17 protein-coding genes, 1 pseudogene and 1 riboswitch are annotated in these 18,796 nt (G+C 53.4%); of the genes and pseudogenes, 12 read left to right on the top strand and 6 right to left on the bottom strand.

The window, feature by feature from the left end:
* The first annotated feature begins 179 nt into the window (after positions 1-179).
* The 5 genes from B1H58_RS06525 (at position 180) to B1H58_RS06545 (ending at position 5,647) form a co-directional block, all read left to right on the top strand.
* Positions 180-1,280, top strand: coding sequence for an ABC transporter substrate-binding protein (locus tag B1H58_RS06525; protein ID WP_085068800.1), 1,101 nt, complete (start codon positions 180-182; stop codon positions 1,278-1,280).
* Positions 1,273-3,360 (top strand): TonB-dependent siderophore receptor, encoded by a 2,088-nt coding sequence (locus tag B1H58_RS06530; RefSeq protein WP_085068802.1) that lies wholly within the window; start codon positions 1,273-1,275, stop codon positions 3,358-3,360. The genes B1H58_RS06525 and B1H58_RS06530 overlap by 8 nt, the downstream gene beginning before the upstream one ends.
* Before the next feature lie 119 nt (positions 3,361-3,479).
* Positions 3,480-3,677 carry a hypothetical protein gene (locus B1H58_RS06535; RefSeq protein WP_085068804.1) on the top strand — a complete coding sequence of 66 codons (198 nt, stop codon included), beginning with the start codon at positions 3,480-3,482 and terminating at the stop codon, positions 3,675-3,677.
* A gap of 1 nt (position 3,678) precedes the next feature.
* Positions 3,679-4,443 carry a hypothetical protein gene (locus B1H58_RS06540; protein ID WP_085068806.1) on the top strand — a complete coding sequence of 255 codons (765 nt, stop codon included), beginning with the start codon at positions 3,679-3,681 and terminating at the stop codon, positions 4,441-4,443.
* Positions 4,444-4,519: 76 nt separating this feature from the next.
* A complete protein-coding gene (locus tag B1H58_RS06545) occupies positions 4,520-5,647 on the top strand; it encodes a GNAT family N-acetyltransferase (protein WP_085068808.1) in 1,128 nt (375 codons plus the stop codon).
* Here B1H58_RS06545 and B1H58_RS06550 read toward each other — a convergent pair.
* The gene (locus tag B1H58_RS06550; RefSeq protein ID WP_085068810.1) at positions 5,644-7,476 is read right to left on the bottom strand and encodes an ABC transporter ATP-binding protein; all 1,833 of its coding nucleotides are present in this window, start codon (positions 7,474-7,476) and stop codon (positions 5,644-5,646) included. The genes B1H58_RS06545 and B1H58_RS06550 overlap by 4 nt on opposite strands.
* Before the next feature lie 111 nt (positions 7,477-7,587).
* Between B1H58_RS06550 and B1H58_RS06555 the strand changes: the two genes are divergently transcribed.
* Positions 7,588-8,199 (top strand): alpha/beta hydrolase, encoded by a 612-nt coding sequence (locus tag B1H58_RS06555; RefSeq protein ID WP_085068812.1) that lies wholly within the window; start codon positions 7,588-7,590, stop codon positions 8,197-8,199.
* 12 nt (positions 8,200-8,211) lie between these two features.
* Here the strand turns inward: B1H58_RS06555 and B1H58_RS06560 are convergent, their stop codons facing one another.
* Both B1H58_RS06560 and crcB read right to left on the bottom strand, forming a co-directional pair.
* A complete protein-coding gene (locus tag B1H58_RS06560) occupies positions 8,212-9,027 on the bottom strand; it encodes a sugar phosphate isomerase/epimerase family protein (RefSeq protein WP_085068814.1) in 816 nt (271 codons plus the stop codon).
* A gap of 69 nt (positions 9,028-9,096) precedes the next feature.
* Positions 9,097-9,474 (bottom strand): fluoride efflux transporter CrcB, encoded by a 378-nt coding sequence (gene crcB / locus B1H58_RS06565; RefSeq protein WP_085068816.1) that lies wholly within the window; start codon positions 9,472-9,474, stop codon positions 9,097-9,099.
* Between the two features lie 101 nt (positions 9,475-9,575).
* Positions 9,576-9,650, bottom strand: a riboswitch (Fluoride riboswitch).
* 146 nt (positions 9,651-9,796) lie between these two features.
* On the opposite strand from crcB, the gene B1H58_RS06570 reads away from it, so the two are divergent.
* The 3 genes from B1H58_RS06570 (at position 9,797) to B1H58_RS06580 (ending at position 12,197) form a co-directional block, all read left to right on the top strand.
* Positions 9,797-10,948, top strand: a complete 1,152-nt coding sequence (locus B1H58_RS06570) for an acetyltransferase domain-containing protein (protein WP_085068818.1) — start codon at positions 9,797-9,799, stop codon at positions 10,946-10,948.
* Between the two features lie 715 nt (positions 10,949-11,663).
* On the top strand, positions 11,664-11,975 hold the full coding sequence (locus tag B1H58_RS06575; RefSeq protein WP_237172456.1) for a mobilization protein: 312 nt from the start codon (positions 11,664-11,666) through the stop codon (positions 11,973-11,975).
* A gap of 6 nt (positions 11,976-11,981) precedes the next feature.
* Entirely contained in the window at positions 11,982-12,197 is a 216-nt protein-coding gene (locus B1H58_RS06580; protein ID WP_085068820.1) for an MbeD family mobilization/exclusion protein, read from the top strand.
* 333 nt (positions 12,198-12,530) lie between these two features.
* On the opposite strand, the gene B1H58_RS06585 is transcribed toward B1H58_RS06580, so the two are convergent.
* Positions 12,531-13,223 carry a hypothetical protein gene (locus B1H58_RS06585; protein WP_085068821.1) on the bottom strand — a complete coding sequence of 231 codons (693 nt, stop codon included), beginning with the start codon at positions 13,221-13,223 and terminating at the stop codon, positions 12,531-12,533.
* Positions 13,224-14,000: 777 nt separating this feature from the next.
* On the opposite strand from B1H58_RS06585, the pseudogene B1H58_RS06595 reads away from it, so the two are divergent.
* The 3 genes and pseudogenes from B1H58_RS06595 to B1H58_RS06605 form a co-directional block, all read left to right on the top strand.
* Positions 14,001-14,773: pseudogene (locus tag B1H58_RS06595) on the top strand (hypothetical protein); the annotation flags it as partial.
* 715 nt (positions 14,774-15,488) lie between these two features.
* Complete coding sequence (locus tag B1H58_RS06600; RefSeq protein WP_085068825.1) at positions 15,489-15,653, top strand: con-10 family general stress protein; 165 nt, start codon at positions 15,489-15,491, stop codon at positions 15,651-15,653.
* Positions 15,654-15,971: 318 nt separating this feature from the next.
* Positions 15,972-16,448 carry a YciE/YciF ferroxidase family protein gene (locus B1H58_RS06605; RefSeq protein ID WP_085068827.1) on the top strand — a complete coding sequence of 159 codons (477 nt, stop codon included), beginning with the start codon at positions 15,972-15,974 and terminating at the stop codon, positions 16,446-16,448.
* 49 nt (positions 16,449-16,497) lie between these two features.
* Here B1H58_RS06605 and B1H58_RS06610 read toward each other — a convergent pair whose 3' ends face one another.
* Together B1H58_RS06610 and B1H58_RS06615 are read right to left on the bottom strand one after the other, a co-directional pair.
* Complete coding sequence (locus B1H58_RS06610; RefSeq protein ID WP_085068829.1) at positions 16,498-17,889, bottom strand: hypothetical protein; 1,392 nt, start codon at positions 17,887-17,889, stop codon at positions 16,498-16,500.
* Entirely contained in the window at positions 17,882-18,751 is an 870-nt protein-coding gene (locus tag B1H58_RS06615; protein ID WP_157130233.1) for an alpha/beta fold hydrolase, read from the bottom strand. The genes B1H58_RS06610 and B1H58_RS06615 overlap by 8 nt, the downstream gene beginning before the upstream one ends.
* Between the last annotated feature and the right edge of the window lie 45 nt (positions 18,752-18,796).

Consider the following 18,796-nt stretch of genomic DNA (forward strand, 5'->3'; position numbering starts at 1 on the left):
TGTTGCTCAGCTATAAAGCCAGCGACCTGCTTTGGCGGATTCGGCAAACGATCTTCCCGGCTTACGCCTTGTGGTTAAGACTGGCTGACCAGGCAATATACAGACCACCGCAGCGGCAGTTGTTGAGATAGTAACTGATTTTTATTATCATTTAGTTTTCCATCTCCCTAGCCTGACTCATGCGCAAACTTCTTTTTCTGCTGTTACTGCTCAGCCACTCTCTTCTTGCGCGGCAAATCATTGATATCACTGGCACAACCGTTACCGTTCCCGATCGGCCTCAGCGCATTTTTCTGGGAGAAAGCCGGATGCTCTATACGCTCGCCCTGCTGCAACCCGGCTATCCGGCGGCACATATCGCGGGCTGGCCGGGCGATCTGGCGAAATATGATGCGCAAAGCTGGCAGCAGTATCTGCAACGTTTCCCGCAGATGGCGCAGATCCCACAGCTGGGAACGGGCAGCGTTCGCGAGCTGAACGCCGAGCGGGTTTTACAACTGCATCCCGATCTGGTCATCCTGCCACGGCTGGCGAAAACCGGCGGCGAAGAGGCGCGTTTTCGCCAGGTTATGCAGCAGGCGGGCGTGCCGGTTATTACCGTCGATTTACGTGTCGACTTGCTGCATAACACGCTTCCCAGTATCAAAATTCTGGGCGACGTGCTGAACCAGCCGCAGCGCGCGCAGGCGTTCAGCGCATTTTATCAGGCTCATATGCAGCGCATCCGGCAGCGCCTGGCGAACCGCCAGGGCCCACGCACCACGGTGATGTTGCATCTGCATCTGGGACGCCGCGATACCTGCTGCACCACAGCGGTTAAGGGTAACCTCGGCCAGCTGGTGAGCTTTGCAGGCGGCGAAAATATTGCGGCCGGTACGGTAAAAGGGGTATTCGGTGAGCTAAATCCAGAGCAGGTGCTTGCCGCCCAGCCGCAGGTCTATATCGCCACCGGAATGGCCCGCGCCGACAGCGATGCCAAAACCGTTGCGTTGGGGCCGCAGGTTAATGCGCAGCAGGCCAGACAAAGCTTTCAACGAGTTATGGCTGCCCAGCCGCTGATCGGACAGCTGGCGGCGGTGCAAAACGGCCGGGCGGGTGCGCTGTGGCACAACTTCTATCTCAGCCCTTATCACGTCGTCGCCACCGAATGGATCGCCAGGATGCTCTATCCACAGCTGTTCGCCGACGTCGATCCGCAGCAAACCATGCAACAACTTTACCAGCAGTTTTTACCGCTGGATTTTTCAGGGACCTTCTGGAGTCAATTATCAAATGAATAAAATCGCCCCGTGCCTGCTGGCCAGTCTGCTGCTGCCGCCAGCGTTGCAGGCCGAGGAAAATACGTTGGTTGTCACGCAGGAAACCTCTGATGACACGGATTATCAGCCACACAGCAGCGTGACTGCCACACGCTCGCCGATGAAAATCATCGATACGCCGCAGAATGTGACGGTGGTGCCGCAGCAGTTTCTTGACGATCGCGATGCGCAGGATGTGGATGAGGCGCTGAGCTATGTCAGTGGTATTACTCAGTCCAACACGCTGGGCGGCACGCAGGACGCCATTATTAAACGCGGCTTTGGCGATAACCGTGACGGCTCCATTCTGCGCGATGGGGTGCGCTCGGTTCAGGCACGCAACTTTACGCCCACCAGCGAGCGCGTGGAGGTGCTAAAAGGCCCCTCCTCTATGCTGTACGGCATGAACGAGCCGGGCGGCCTGATTAATGTCATCAGTAAAAAGCCGCAGCTGACGCCGCAGGTGCATCTGGAAGGACGCAGCAGTAGCTTTGGCGGCGGCGGCGGTCAGCTGGATGTCACCGGCCCGCTTGGCACCACAGGCTTTGCCGGACGCATGATTATCGATCATAGTGAAACCGACTACTGGCGCAACTTTGGCCGCAACCGTCAAACGGTGATTGCGCCCTCTCTGATGTGGTACGGCGAAAACACCACCGTACGCCTCTCCTGGGAGCATATGGAGTATCTGACGCCATTCGATCGCGGCACGGTAATCGACTCCCGCACCGGCAAGCCGGTGGATACCCCGCGTGAGCGCCGCTTCGATGAAGGCTACAACGCTACGCGTGGCGATCAGGACACGCTCAGTTTCCAGCTTGACCAGACGCTGAACGATCGCTGGCGTTCACAGTTAACCTATACCTTTAGCCGCAACCGCTACAGCGATAACCAGGCGCGCGCCACCGCCTTCGATGCTGAAACCGGCATTCTGACGCGTCAGGCGGACGCCACGGCCGCCGCAGAAAGTCGTTCGCAGATGGTGCAACTGACGTTTAACGGCGACGTTGACTGGGGCCAGGTCAACCATCAGTTGATGTTCGGCTTTGATTACGAAGCGGATCGCACCTTCCGTGGCGATATGATCCGTGGCACGAAAGATAGCTCGTTTAATGTTTACGATCCGGTTTATGGCGTCCTGCCTGCCTCAACAACAGTCAGCGCTAAAGACAGCGACCAGCGGGAAAACGTCGATAGTCGCGGCTGGTTTATGCAGGATGCGATGCGCCTGAACGAACACTGGCTACTGCTGGGCGGGCTGCGCTATGACAGCTTCGACGTAATGTCAGGCAAAGGCCGTCCGTTTGTCACCAATACCGACGCTTCCGACAGCCGTCTGGTGCCGCGCGCCGGGGTGGTTTACAACATCAATAGCTGGTCGAGCCTGTATGCCAGCTATACCGAATCCTTTAAGCCGAATACCTCTATCTCCACACAAATCGGCGCGCTGCCGCCGGAGCTGGGCAAAGCGTATGAAGTGGGCGCGAAGATCGATCTTGCGGGTCGGGTAACCGGTACGCTGGCACTGTTCGATATTCACAAGCGCAACGTGATGGTCAGCGAACTGGTCGATGGCGAAACCGTTACCCGCACGGCAGGTAAGGTGCGTTCACAGGGCGTGGAGCTGGATGTCGCGGGCAGGTTGACCAACAGCCTGAGCCTGGTCGGCAGCTATGCCTGGACCGACGCGCGCGTTACCTCCGATCCGGATAATAACGGCAACGAACTCGCTAACGTTGCGCGTAATACCGCCGCGCTGTTTCTCACCAACGATTTCGGTTCCACCGGACTGCTGCCGGCGGACGACCTGCGAGCGGGCATCGGCGCGCGCTACGTTGGTCGTCGTGCCGGTGATGCTGCCAACAGTTTTTATCTGAATGACTACACCGTTGCCGATGCCTTTGTCGCATGGAGTACGCCAGTGGACAGTTACAAGGTGAAATGGCAAGTCAATGTGAAAAACCTGTTCGATACCACCTGGTACCCTTCCAGCGGCAATAACCTGCGCGTGGCGGTAGGCGAACCCCGTGAAATTGTGCTCAAGGCCAGCGTTGATTTCTGATATCTGTTTGCGGGCGCCGCGTTGCGCCCGTTTTTTGCCGTTTCGCTGCCTGATTCAGACAGATCCCGCCCCAAAGCTACCATCCCTTCCTACACTTATGGTCAAAAAGGAGGAAAGTGATGTTAAAGCTGATTCGTTCATTGTTCACCAGCCCGGAAAAACTACTGCAGGTCATGTCTCAGGATGATGTCCAGGATTCGATTGACGATGGCGATCGGATTGTTATCGATGAAAATGGCAGCGCGATGGTCAATATTCACAGCAAGGAGGTGCAGAAAGATTTTGCCCGCCACGTCGAAGCATTAAAGAGGGCATAACATGGGAACGGCAATATTTATGGTGCTGATGGTTTGCGGCTACTGGTACAGCAGTCGCGATCTCTCTACGCGCTTCAAATTTAAACGTACGTTTGGCTGGGACGTCTATTTCCTGGTCGCACTTTATGGCTGTATTTTCGTTATCCAGGGCGTGATTGCCACCGCGATTATCTGGCTGCTGTTGCTGGTCATCTCCGCAGTGATGAATGAACTGCCGCAGTATTTCGGCACCGGACATCATCATTACCATATCGAATTTATGAACTGGAGCTTTCTTGGCATCCAGGCGCCGGTAGTGATTATGCTGACCTTTGCCGTGCTGTTTTGTCTCTATCGTTCTAACTGGGCGGGCAGCGCGCGGCTTGATGGATGCAGCCGTCGCGAACTCTATAATTCGCTTACCCGTACCAATGGCGTGGAGCATCTGCTTTATCAGTGTATGGAAGGGGGTGAGCTGGCATGGATTACCCTGACCTCCCGTCGTATTTATATCGGCATGATCATGTCCTCTTCCTTCGACAGCGTCGATGCTAATAATGTGGTAGTTATTCCTATGCTAAGCGGCTACCGCGACAGTAAAACGCTGGATCTGGTGGTGGAGCATAATTACAGCGCCTGGTATGCCAAACACGATATTACCCTGACCTCAGAACCGCAGTCAGCGCTTGATTTTCGTAAGGTTATCCTGCTTGATCAGATCGAAAGCCTGTCGCTGTTCGATCCTGCCAGCGCGCTGGCGCTGAACATGCGCGAAGACAGCGATTAAGCCGAATATGCTAAGGTGAGGTCTTACTCCTGGGCGGCCGGTTTACGGCTCGCCCGCCATCTGTCGGAGCCTGTTGATGTCGTTCTCCTTTCTCTCTTCGCTTGCTGCTGTTTCTGCCGCCGACTGGGATGCGCTACTGCCTGATAACAATCCATTTTTACGTTACGCCTTTCTGCGTTCGCTGGAAGAGAGCGGCAGCGTGGGCGCAGAAAGCGGTTGGCAACCGGCGCACTGGGTCGCCCTGGAACAGGGACAGCTGCGTGCAGCGCTGCCAGGCTATCAAAAAAGCCATTCATGGGGTGAATATGTATTCGATCACAGCTGGGCGGACGCCTGTTATCGCGCCAATATTCCCTATTATCCGAAATGGCTGGGCGCTATTCCGTTTAGTCCGGTCAGCGGGCCGCGTCTGCTGGGCGATGCCACGTCGCTGACGGCGCTGCTGGAAGCCTTGCCTGAGGCGCTTGCCCGACAGGGGTTCTCTGGCGCGCACATTAACTTTACCGATCCACACAGTGATGCGCTGTTGGCTGCGCAGCCCGGCTGGCTATCGCGCCTCGGCTGCCAGTATCACTGGCATAATCCCGGCTACCGTGATTTTCAGGATTTCCTTGATACCCTGATGTCACGCAAGCGTAAGCAGATCCGTAAAGAGCGTGAACAGGTTGCCGCTAACGGCATTAGCTTTCACTGGCTGAGCGGCGGTGAGCTGAGCGAAGTCCAATGGGATTTTGTTTATACATGTTATGCCAATACCTACGCAGTACGTGGACAGCTGCCTTATCTGACGCGTGACTTTTTCAGCCTGCTGGCGGAGCGTATGCCCGGCGCAATCCAGGTGGTTTTTGCCCAACGTGGGACGCAGCCGGTGGCAATGGCGTTTAGCCTGATCGGCGACGATACCCTGTATGGCCGTTACTGGGGCTGCCTGGCGGAATTTGACCGCCTGCATTTTGAGACCTGCTTCTGGCAGGGAATGGATTATGCCATTGCCCACGGCCTGCGCCATTTCGATGCGGGTGCGCAGGGAGAACATAAACTGGTGCGCGGTTTTGAACCTACGCTTACCCGCTCATGGCACTGGCTACGCCATGAGGGATTACGCGCAGCGGTTGGCGATTTTTTACAGCAGGAGCAGGCGGGTGTACTGGCCTGGGCGGAGGAAGCGCGTGACGCGCTCCCCTACCGCCGTGGACAGGCTTAATGATCGCCGACAAAGTTGCCGGTTTGATGACGCCACAAACGGGCATATAGCCCGTTATGCGCCAGCAACTGCTGGTGATTACCCATCTCGATAATTTTGCCCTGTTGCAGCACTACCAGCCGATCGAGTCTGGCAATTGTCGAGAGGCGGTGGGCAATGGCGATCACCGTTTTGCCCTCCATCAGGGTATCCAGGCTCTCCTGAATCGCCGCCTCTACCTCTGAATCGAGCGCGGAGGTGGCCTCATCCATGATCAAAATTGGCGCATCTTTTAACAGCACGCGCGCGATAGCGATACGCTGGCGCTGACCCCCGGAAAGCTTCACGCCGCGCTCGCCCAGATGCGCATCCAGCCCGGTACGCCCTTCGTTGTCGGAAAGCAACGGAATAAAATCATCGGCGCGCGCCCGACGGATCGCCGTCCACAGCTCCTCTTCGGTAGCGTCGGGACGGCCATACAGCAAGTTATCGCGAATAGATCGATGCAGCAGCGAAGTATCCTGGGTGATCATGCCAATCTGCGCCCGCAGGCTGGTTTGGGTGACTTTTGTAATATTTTGACCATCAATGCTGATGCTGCCGCCTTCCAGGTCATACAGCCGCAGCAGCAGGTTAACCAGCGTCGATTTTCCCGCACCCGACGGCCCAATCAGCCCGATCTTTTCGCCGGGCTGAATATCCAGGTTGAGGTTATTGATTACCCGCCGACCACCGCCATAGTCAAAATGGACATTTTTAAAACGGATCGCACCCTGCGTTACGCGTAGCGGTTTAGCATCCGGCTCGTCGGTGACGCTTAGCGGCTGCGCAATGGTGGTCAGGCCATCCTGAACCGTACCGATATTGTCAAAAATGCCGTTGACCACCCACATAATCCAGCCGGACATATTCACAATACGGATCACCAGCCCGGTTACCAGCGCAATCGCGCCGACGGTGATCAGTGACTCGCTCCACAGCCACAGCGCCAGTCCGCAGGTGGAACCGATCAGTAAACCATTCAGTGTAGAGAGCGTCACATCCATGCTGGTCAGCATCCGGCTGGCCTGCTGCGTTTTCTGCGTTTGCTCGCCTATCGCCTCCTGCGCGTAGCGCTGCTCCAGATCGGTATGAGCAAACAGCTTTAGCGTGGTGATGTTGGTATAGCCATCAACAATGCAGCCCATCAGCTTTGAACGCGCCTCAGAAGAGATCACCGATCGCGCTTTGATACGCGGCACAAAATAGCGCAGCGTGCTGGCATAAGCGAAAATCCAGGCGATCAGCGGCAGCATTAGTCGCCAGTCCGCTTCGGCAAACAGCACCAGCGAGGTGATGGCGTAAATAGAAACGTGCCACATGGCGTCAACGGTCTGGACTGCCGAATCACGCAGCGCATTACCGGTCTGCATAATGCGCTGGGCGATACGCCCGGAAAAATCGTTCTGGAAGAATTTCAGGCTTTGACGCAGCACATAGCTGTGGTTCTGCCACAGGATCAGGCTGCCCAGGCTGGGACCGATGCTTTGATGGATTAGCAGATCGTGCAGACCGATAAACAGCGGACGCAGAATCATCGCTACCGCCGCCATCCACAACAGCGTTCCCCAGTTTTCCTGAAAGAAGATGGCAGGCGTTGAGGCGTTGACCATATCGATCAGCTGACTTAAATAACGGTAGAGCGCCACTTCAATCAGCGAAACAATCAGGCCGACCGCCAGCAGCGCGGCGAAGCTGCGCCAGACCTGACGCAGAAAGTAACTGTAAAAGGCCCCCACGCTATCCGGCGGTGCTTCGCCGGGTGCGTCCTGAAAAATATTGATATAACGTTCGAAACGGCGAAATAGCATAGATGTGCTCATTTTTTGCCCTACGAAACACTGATATTAGTGCAAATTGCCGCAATGGTTTAACTTCGAAATGTAAAAGCGCAGGACAAAACTTTCCACGCGGAGGCGAAGATGACAAAAAAACTGGTGATTTTTCTACACGGCGTTGGCAGCAACGGCGACGATCTGGCCGGGCTGGGCCCGCACTGGGCGCCGCTGCTGCCTGCCACCGCTTTTGCCGCGCCCGATGCGCCCTTTCGCTTCGATCATGGTCCCGGCTTTCAGTGGTTCAGCCTTGATGGCGTAACCGCGCAAAACCGTGGGGAACGGGTAAGAGAAGCCCGCGCCGCCTTTGATAAGACGCTGCATGGTTTGCTGAGCGCGCATCAGATTACACAACCGGAAAAGGTACTGCTGGTGGGCTTTTCGCAGGGGTCAATTATGGCACTGGATGCGCTGGCGTCCGGGCGCTGGCCGTTAGCGGGCGTGGTGGCTTTTTCCGGTCGCCTGGCTACGCCCGACCCGCTGATGCCGGTACGTAACGCGCCGGTGCTGCTGGTGCATGGCAGAGCCGATCCGGTGATCCCGTGGGAGGAGACGGAATCTGCCGCGCTGCGTCTGAAGGCGGCGGGCATGTCGGTAGAAACCCTGTTTGAAAGTGGCGTCGGCCATACCATTTCCGGCTCCGGCGCACAGCGAGCGGTTAATTTTATTGCCCGCTGCTTTAACGGCAGCGAGCACTAATCATGACAGGCGTTAAGGCCAGCACCGGCGCAGAGCGGCAAACGCCTGCGCAGCGGTAACCTGCGGCGGTTGCTGCTTCAGCCGATTGTTAAACACTTCAATTCCGACCGGGCCGCGATAGCCTTTACGCTGCAGCGCAGCGACAAAATCCGCCACCGGCAAAATGCCATCACCGGGCAGCAGACGATGATGACGTGCGCTATCAACCAACTGCAACATATCGTCCGGCGTGACTGCCTCAGCCATATCGCACAGCTGTACTTCGTAAATCCGCTGCGGCGGAATGTCTTCCAGCACGCTGGCATCATCGCCACGTGCAGCGATATGAAACAGATCCACCACCAGCCCGACGTTGGGCAGATCGAGCCGTTTCAGCCGTTGCCAGGCCATACCCAGTCGGTTATCCACCGTACTCCAGGCCATCGGCTCATACATGATGCGCAAATCGTGCCGCGCCGCCCCGGCGGAGAGCCAGCACAAATCTTCATCAATCAGCTCAGCCTGGCAATCCTCGCGTGTGCAGGCAGGTGCCTGAACCGTGCGGCAACCTATTGCCTGCGCCAGCTGAAAAAACTGCTGCGCCTGCTGTCGCTTCTCTTCACGCAGTGCCAGCGGCGCGCCAGCGAAATCACGCAGCACCTGACAGTTGGTGAACCCCAGATTAAGCCGCTGCGCCTGCGCCCGAATGGCCTTTGCGCCGCCTTCTGCCGCCTGCACATTTTCCTGCCAGATCTCCACCTCATCGAAACCAGCCTGCTTCGCGGCGTGCAGCAGCGTAAGCGGTTCGCCTTCCAGCAGTACCAGATTAAGAAATACAGGGTTAGCCATTCATCCTCCTTGTTTACCGGGAAAACCGGCGCGTAAATTGCGCCGCCCGGTTTAACTGTAGAAGGTTATCTAGCCCAGCAGGGTAACCAGGGTGAAACCGGCAAAGGTCATCAGCAACGAGCCAACAACATGAACCAGTACGTGACCCATTGCCCAGATATATTTGCCGCTTTGCATCAGCAACATGATTTCTGCCGAGAAGGTGGAAAAGGTGGTCAGCCCGCCACACAGTCCGGTGACAATCAGCAATTTCCATTCTGGAGAAAGGTGCGGATTCTTCATAAACCAGGCGGTGGCGATACCGATGATCAGGCCGCCCAGCAGATTAACCAGCAGCGTACCCGGCGGCAAATTTGGAAACAGCGCATTAAAGCGCAACGAAATTAGCCAACGCAGCGTACAGCCTGTGGCACCCCCGAGCATAACTGCCAGCATAGATTTCAACATTGTCGTTAAGGCTCAATAATGGTTTTAATTCAACGGGATATCACGCAGCAAGAAGGCAGAGCGCTATCCTGACATGCGTCACACCTTCCCGGTGAGAAAGTGTCGTGTCAGGCGTCATCAGCTCTCAAAGGAAGAGTAGCGGTTGGGTAAGGTGGAACGCCATCACCAGGGCAGTTATTTTAGCCACAGCCTGAGCGGCCTGGCAATGAAAACACTCTGGCATTCTGCCTGCGGTGAACGGTGATGTGACTGCTCACGTCCTTGAGCCACTACCTTTTGTTATGATATAACGTTTCGCTCTTTATACTTTCAGGAAAAGGATATGTCCGATAAGCTTGTTCAACGGCTGCAGGCTATTGATGCGCTGCGTGGCCTGGTGATCCTGTTAATGCTGCTGGATCACGTGCGTGAAACCTTCTATCTGCATAAACAGCTCGCCGATCCGATTGATGTCGCCAATACCGATCCGGCGTTGTTCATCAGTCGTACTCTGGCGCATCTGTGCGCACCGGTTTTTGTGTTTTTAACCGGCCTCTCCGCCGCGCTTTATCAGCAAAAAAAGCAGAGCCGTAAAGCCGTTTCGCTGTTCCTGCTGAAGCGCGGCCTGGTGCTGGTGGTACTGGAACTGACGCTGGTTAACTTCGCCTGGACCTTCAGCTTCCCCCCGGAAGTGCTCTATTTACAGGTAATTTGGGCGATTGGCCTGAGTATGCTGGCGCTTGGCGGGCTGCTGTGGCTGCCGCTTTGGGCTATCGTCACCGTCGGGGTTGTGCTGGTGGCGGGACATAATCTACTCGACCATATTCATGCTGCATCCGGTACGTTCTGGCATCTGCCATGGGCGATTTTGCACGATCGCGGCTGGATTGAATTAGGCGATTCGCTGCGGATGCGTACGTCCTATCCGGTGCTGCCGTGGATTGGCGTCATTGCGCTGGGCTACTGTGCGGGCCAGCTCTGGCAACCGGCCTGCAACCGCGCAACACGCGGCAAAATATTTCTGACCAGCGCCGCCAGCCTGCTGGGGCTGTTCGTGCTGCTACGTTTGCTTAACGGCTATGGTGAAAAACCGTGGCAGGCAGGCAATACGCTGGGCGAAAGCGCAATGGCGTTTTTTAATATCACCAAATATCCGCCCTCGCTGCTGTTTATCTGCCTGACGCTGGCAGTCGGCCTGACGCTGCTGGCGCTGTTTGAACGTATCGAAGAGCGCAGTCGTACTATTGCCTGGCTGGCGGTATTTGGCAGCGCGCCGATGTTTTTCTATTTGCTGCATCTTTACGTTCTGAAAGGCATGTATCTGGTCGCTGAGGCAAGCTGGGGGAAAAATCAGGGTGACTGGTTCGGCTTCGATGCCGTCTGGCAACTGTGGTTCTGTATGCTGCTGCTGGCACTGCTGCTGTGGTGGCCGGTACGCGCCTTTGCCCGACTGAAGCAACAAAGGCGTGATATCCGCTGGCTGAAATATTTCTGATCGGTAAGTGATGGTTATACTGACCCGCCTTTAACCTGGCGGGTCATACTGGCGATAACTTATCGCTCCCGATGTGCCGCTTCCTGCAACTTTAACCGCGTTTCTTGAAAAAGCATTTTGCTCAGATCAGCATGAGCATGGATGGTTGGATGCATGTCATCCCAAAAGATAAATTTGCTGCCGCTGCTTTCCAGCCCTGTACTGCAGGCACACCTGAACAGACGGATAGCCTGAATATGCCTATCTGTGATGCGCTCAGCGGAGCCAGTTGATTAAGTGGGAAAAATATTATCGTCTGCCGGAAAGAAGTTATTGAATACGTAGCTTTGGCATACTAAAGCATTTCCCGGACGTTAACTTTTAACACCCCAATGCAATAAGCGTTCTGGCAAAATAAATTGATAAAAAAGCATCAACAACATTCTTGCAAATAACAATCTTTACTCATCAATAATTAGCTGATGATAATTACGCCAATTGAACCGACAAGTTATTTTCGCTTATCAGCCTATTAGGGGTTAGTTTGGATATCGAAAATTATTGTACGTTAAGGTGGTTTTTTTACCTCTGAGCTGTGGTAGAGCCTGACCACTTTGACAGGCAGCTTTGTGCGAAAAGCGCACTCCAGTCTTAAATTAAAACTGCACATTAAGAATTCAAAAAATCTCTGAAATATAGCGCGCTTCTCGGCCACGACCGGAAGCTGTCCTCAGCCATGAGCCTGCGCACGAAAGGGATGGTGCGGATGGTCAGCCAGACGTGGCTGACCATCGTACTGGCGTCGGTCCTGCTGATCGCCTCCAGCGCGGGCATTCTGTGGTGGCAGGGGCAGCAGATACTCGACAACTACACGAGCATCCGGGAGCAGAAGGACGTGCTGGAGAAGCTGAACGCGAGAACGTGGGGCGTGAGATACCAGGAAGACAACCAGGAGCGCTTTCTGGTGCTGCCGGAAGGCGTGAAAGCGGACATGAACTGGACGTTCGACAACGGCAGGAAAAACGGCATCAGACTGATGCAGAAGTAGAGCAGCATGTCGGAGCTGGAAAAACAGTTGCTGAGCGCATTAGAGCAGCTACAGCAGGACTACTCGAAAAGGCTGGACGAGTGGGAGAACGCCTTCGCGGAATGGCGGACGATGTCTGGTCTTATGCAACGGGAGAACGCGGCGCTGAGCGAGCGCGTCACGGGCTTGAGCAGGCAGGTGCAGAGTTTGAGCGAGCAGCTGCGCCGGTTGTCGAGCGGCTGAACGCCGCGGAGCTGCGCCAGCAGCAGGAGCGCGCGGCGCAGCACCAGAAAGCGCTGGAGCTTGAGCGATCACAGAGACAGCGAAGCTACGACGGTCCGTCGCTGTGACAAACCGGAGAAAACAAGGCTTTCGGCGGTCATCTGTACTGAAAGCCTGAGCCATTCACCCAGTTGCATGACTATGCGTTCCGGGGAAATTTATCGGACGCAAAAGAGTCTTTTTACCGGGAGCTTTGCTGCCGGTTTTACCTGTCAGGCATCATATTTGTGCTGAATGTGCCTGATTCTACGCTGTGGTGTCCGTTATTGGCTATCAGATCGTAGGATGTCCCTTTTAATAAGCCAAGGATTTCATTATGGAAACAATCCGCTCTTCCCCACGTAAACCCATTGATGCAATTAGTGCCTTGTTTATTTTTTCGCTAACAAGGAAATAGAGCATTTCCATATTGTTGTTGTATAGGGTTGAATATAGTGCTGGTGATATTATTTTAAGGTTCCTTGCGGCCATGGCTGCCGCTTGTATTTTACCGTAAAGTGATGCTAGGGTTACTACCAATAGCGCATATTTATTTATTTGAGCCATAACCTCAGTTTTGAAGTGAAATGAGTTCACTACGATAATGGATAGTGCGTTTGCTATTGATACCTTAGTAGACATTCCGCCATAATAATTAGAGAGTACTTTGGCTAGTGACGCATTGAGAGAGCCAATTTGATTGTTGTTTATGAATTTTAACTCTTCTTCTAAATACATCCTTATCATATCGGCGATTATGTCTTTCCGATTGTATATTTCAAATATGTTTTTTAAGAAACGCTTGTCTTCAGTTTTTAATTGAGCGCATACATCCGCATAACTATCGAAAAAGCATGAGCCATACCATGATGCTCTTTCCAGACCTGAATGGACATCTCCCAAGACACTGCGGTTGTTCTGTGCTACACCGTCTACAGCACGATTAAGTGCTATAGCTGCTTTTTTGTCATTCTCCATTTTAAATTTTAATATAGATGATATAGACATTGTCAGCTTTCCTTTTCCATGATAAAAACGTTGGGATTTTATAATCATATCATGAGGTCTTTGTTTTGAAAAAATGGATTTTAGCTATCATTTCATTTGTTGTTTTGTTTTGCTTGATTACGGTTATTCTTTTTGAATCTGTATTTAGGTTTATGACAGCTGATTTTGTTATTAATGCAATGGATCGCCTTGAGTTTTTAGGCGTTCATGCATCCCTAGAAACTTTAACTGTAATATTGGTTTTGATTTCTTTTGTGTGTTCATTTATTATGTCGCTATTGGTTTTTGTAAAATGTAAAAAGGTGCACCAATGAGATTTATTCCTAAGTTCATTGCTGGGAGTGTTGGGTATATTGGTGCTCACGCGATAATTGTTTTTCTTTTTTTGTTTTACTATTTTATAGTTCCCGACTATTGGTTCTTGTGTACTTTTTTTACGGTTATTATTTGGGGTGGTATCAGTATATATTTTGCCATTAAAAAGGAAAGGTCTGGGGGCTGAATTACAGATGTGCGAAACTGCACGCTAAGTACGTTTTTTGGACAATGTAATGGTGATTATTTTCAGAACCCTGAATTATGATCCTTGAGATCCTTTCATTCTGCGAGTAGTCTCATGTCTAGAAACGAAAAAAACACCTGGGGAGGTGGTTTTCCGAAGGTTCAGTAAGTTGGGGAACTTCTGAACCGTGGTAACAGTCTTGTGCGAGACATGTCACCAAATCTGTCCTTCCAGTGTAGCCGTAGTCAGGCCACCACTTCAATGGGTTAGTTTGGATATCGAAAATCCGGCAGAACAACGTGATAATCCCCGCGATTGATGTCGTGGAACGACCTGTGCGGAGGCCATGGCTGGCGGAGATAAAATCGTATTTCAGACTCTGAATGCCCCGTTAACTCCGGTGCACAGGGATGCCCTGGATCGTTTACTTGAGTCATCAGATAATCAGCCCTCCAGGCTGATATGACTTCTGCAACCGCCGGGTAAAATCAATGGTAAGAATGTGCTGCAACATCTTGATCGGCTCAGTAGCATTGAATCGCTGGCATTACCTGAAGGTATAGATCGTACCATTCACCAGAACCGGTTGCTGAAACTGGCGCGGGAAGGCCGAAAGATGAGTAGCCGGGATTTGACCCGATTTTCAGCAGCCCGCCGTCATGCGATCCTGGTCTGCGTGCTGGAAGAAGCCAGAGCCACACTGACAGACGAAGTGATTGAGCTGCATGAGCGAATGCTGAACAGCCTTTTCAGCAAAGCCAAAAGAACACAGGCTGAGCGCCTTCAGCAGACCGGAAAGCTGATCCAGTCCAAACTGAGGCAGTACATCGATGTCGGTCAGGCGCTGGTTGTGATCAAGGATATGTACCGGAAGCAGTCACGTAAAGTTCCGGCGACAGCGCCGCTTGAGTTTGTCCCTGAAAGCTGGCGCAAGGTGGTGATTACACCTGCGGGTATTGACCGGCAGTATTATGAATTTTGTGCGCTCAACGAGCTTAAAGGGGCGTTGCGCTCCGGGGATATCTGGGTTAAAGGCTCGCGCCGCTACAGCGGGGACAAAGGCGTAAAGATAGCATTGCTGCTTCGCAGAGACCTGGTGAAAGGCACGTCTCTCATGAACCAAAAAGATGTAAAACAGAGAGCCTGCTCCGGCGCCAGCAGAAGGGCCGACGCCGGTAAAATCAAATCAACGTACCTGAGAGGAGGCATTCACAGGTTCGAAGGCATGACAATGCCGCCGCAGCCATTGCGCAGAACGAAAAACCGCGCCGCCGTTACGGAACAGCAGCCAGGCCACTTTACCTTTCTTCAACACGACAAAGGATCCCAGATGGGGAAGCTCACGGGATCGTAACCATGTGGTATTCATCAGTCATCTCCTCCGTTATAAATTAGCTTGCTGAATAATTAAAGACCAAACAAAACGAAACGGCCTCCTTTTTTTCACTGATCCGACCTGCGGAAAACGCGTTGTGATCCTGAGCCAGAAATCGTGTGTGACTGGTAGCCGAAGAGGCCTTTCTGGCATTAACAGGCGAAGCGCCAGATATATATGCAGGCGTCATTCATAAAATATAACATTTCCATTTACCCGTTATGTAACGCGAACTTACGCCCTATAAAATGTCATAAGAAAAACTTTTACCTGCCATCGCCTTGCAATATTATTCTCAACCGCTAAATTTAAAAACGTTGGATGCGCATATATTTATCGCCCACTGATAAATATATGCATTCTGTTAATACACACGAGGAGAAATAATATGACTCAGCATCGTGGTGGTTCAGGTAACTTTGCAGAAGATCGTGAAAAAGCCTCTGAAGCCGGTAAGAAAGGCGGCCAACAAAGCGGCGGTAACTTTAAAAATGACCGCGAAAAAGCCTCTGAAGCAGGCAAAAAAGGCGGACAGAATAGCCGCCGCAGCTAATTTAAAAGTGGGTAACTCCCTGTAAAAATTAGTTAAACCCGTGGTGCGCCCTGGCGTACTGCGGGTAAGCGTGTTACTTCTTGCGTCAGTTCTGTTTTCTCCGTCTTATTACCTTGTTTATATCAGGCTATTTCCTGCTTTTTATTAATAAGCACGGCAGCGAAGACTTTATTTAAAACAAGCGAGGCGGTAGCAGCAGGATGAATCCTAATCTCATCATTCTGCCGTTGCAGTTGTTTATTTTTGTCTATACTGAAATGAACAGGGCACGCCATCCCTGAACTTATAAATTATTATCCTTTGGTTATGGAGATTACGATGAGTATTAAAACGCTGGAAGATATGTTTATTCACGATCTGTCTGATGTTTACAGCGCTGAGAAGCAAATTAGCCGTGCCCTGCCGAAATTGGCGCGTGCCGCTAGCGATGAGAATCTTATCGAAGCATTCAAAACTCATTTGGAAGAAACCCAGGGCCAGATCGAGCGTCTTGATCAGCTGGTAGAAGCGACTCCTGAAGTGCGCATTAAACGTATGAAATGTCATGCGATGGAAGGCCTGGTAGAAGAAGCGCAGGAAATCATCGATTCCGTCGAGAAAGGCGTGGTGCGTGATGCTGGCCTGATCGGCGCAGCGCAGAAAGTGGAACACTACGAAATCGCGGCTTACGGCACGCTGCGTGCACTGGCACAGAAGCTGGGCTATACAGAAGCGGCTCGCCTGCTGGAAGAAACGCTGCAGGAAGAGAAAGCGACCGATGAAAAACTCACCCTTATTGCTGAAAAAGCGCAGTAACGGTTGAGTAGCAGTCAGGTCATGGGGCCTGACTGCTCATCTTTTTCACTCAGTTATGTAGCAAACACTCCACCTGAAATTTTTCCCCGTAACGCTGTACGCCCGCTAAAAATGTTTCAGTCGTCAGCGGTTCCGGCGGCGGTAACAGCGGCGCTCTCTGTTTCAGTTCCTCATCAAAACGCGATAATGTTGCGAAATCACGCGGGAAGCGTTCCGTATCAACACCGATAAATGCCCCTTCATCAGTAGCGTAATTCAACAGCTGTTGCCAGCGTTCAATCGAAGCCATACCGATACTTTCCGTGCCGTGGGAAAACAGCAGCAGATCGATATTACGGAACCGCGGCTGACGCTCAAGATAGCGCTGTAGTGAACTGGCAGAAGGCTCAGTACAGAAGGTCAGCCAGAAAGGAATCGCATATTGCTGCATGGTGGTCCAGGGATCCATTAACAGGAAATTATCCACCACCAGCCGCGAAGCGATTACGCCTGCCGAAAGATACCAGTCGCGATAAATTTCGGCAGTCACAAAGCTTAGCGCTTCCGGGTTTTCATAACGCAGCTCTACCAGTTTCCAGTTCTGGCTGTTCGCCAGTTTTTTCAGCTCGGCCATCAGGTGCGCATCAAACCCCCACTCTGCCTCGGGTACGGTAACGTCCGGCGCAGGCGGCTCCCATTTTTCACGTTCAACGCCGTTACGGGCCAGATATTCCATTACCCGCGGCCCGCCGGAGAAATATTCCTGCTCCGTTGCGCCCCCGACCGCCCCAAATTGATAGAAAGAACGATCGCTGGTACGCGTGGCGGGCCACTGCTGCGTACAGTGGTTGATTACCAGCGTTCCGCCTGGCGGCAGCGCGCTGAGCAAAAACTCATGATATTCCAGCGGCAGTTTGCGGTGCTTTAAACGGAAATAGGACATCTGGTCCAGCATCAATCGATCCTGATTCGGATCCTGCATATGATGAACCGCCAGATGCGGTGAGGCCGCCAGCAACGCATCGGTAATCGGCTTGCCGTCCGCCATACCTTTCTGCGCGTCGTCCGGGTCGTTGTGCAATGAACGTACCGGACACAAAAAGGTTTGCGGCAGCCAGGGCACGCCCATCGCCGCCGCCAGATGTACCATCGCACCGTTAGAAGAGCCGACAAAAGCGGCCTGATACTGCTGCTGCGGATATTGACTGGCCACCCAACGCGCGATGCCTTCAATATCCAGTTGCTGCGCCTGGCTTAGCGTAATGCCTTCAGCCATACCGCCAAGCGCATAGCCCCATTCACGGACGCGCTCAGGCAGTAAATTCAACGCTGGCAGCATGCGATCCAACGTAGGCGACTGGCTGGGGCTGCTAAAAGGGCGCTGATGTAGCGCATTGCTGAGCGCCATTACCATCGCTGCCGAAGAGTCAAAGCGGGCAACGCCCTTTGGTGGTTTACTCATGGTTTTCCTGCTCCTTCTGCACGCGAGCAATAAAAGGTCGGATAGCGCGGCTGTAGCTCCACGGGTAAACGTAGTGCAGCGTATGCGTACCTTGCGGGATGGTCATCAGCTCGCCACGCGGCAGCAGCGCCACCATCTCTGTGACCCAACGAGCGGGCGAAACCACATCAAACGAGCCCCGCACCACCAGCGTCGGCGCTTTGATATGTGGCAGCCGCTGTTCAATGCGATCACGCATCATAAGGCGCATGGTACTCATGGCGCGCCAGATACCCGCTTTGGCATAATCGATACGGCTAAGCGCGGCGGGAGAACGATGCGCCTCCCGTCGGCCATTGATCCAGTCGCGCCAAATTTGGCGCAGCAGCGTACGGTTATGGCGATCGACGGTAGGCCCTTGCAGTACCAGCCCGGCAACCGCTTCAGGATGCGCAACCGCCAGCGCAGCCAGCACCTGGCATCCCATAGAGTTGCCGATAAAAATAGCGCGCGACAGCTGATTTTGCTGCATCCACAGCCATAGCGCCTCTGCCAGTTGGTCAACGCTTAACACCGGCTGCGAGGCCGGAAGCGAACTGCCGCCAAAACCGGGCAGATCGGGCACCAGTACGCGATATTCCCAGCCTAATGCCAGCGCCAGGTCTTCCATGGCACGCCCGGAAAGCACCAGGCCATGCAACAAAACCACCGGAAGACCAGGGCGGCTTTCTGGTGTTACACGGGTAAACATCCGCCACGGCCCGACTTGCTGGTAATAGCCCGCCAGACCTGCCTGATGGCTATGAATGCCCACCGGCGGCGTCTGCTGCCATTTTCGCCATTGCTTAACAAATAGCGCCGTCCCGGCCATTGCTGCGGCCATACCGAGAAGAAGTGTGCGGTTATTTGGCCCGCGCCTACGGGTTGC

It is taken from the genome of Pantoea alhagi (assembly GCF_002101395.1).
Classification (GTDB): Bacteria; Pseudomonadota; Gammaproteobacteria; order Enterobacterales; family Enterobacteriaceae; genus Mixta; species Mixta alhagi.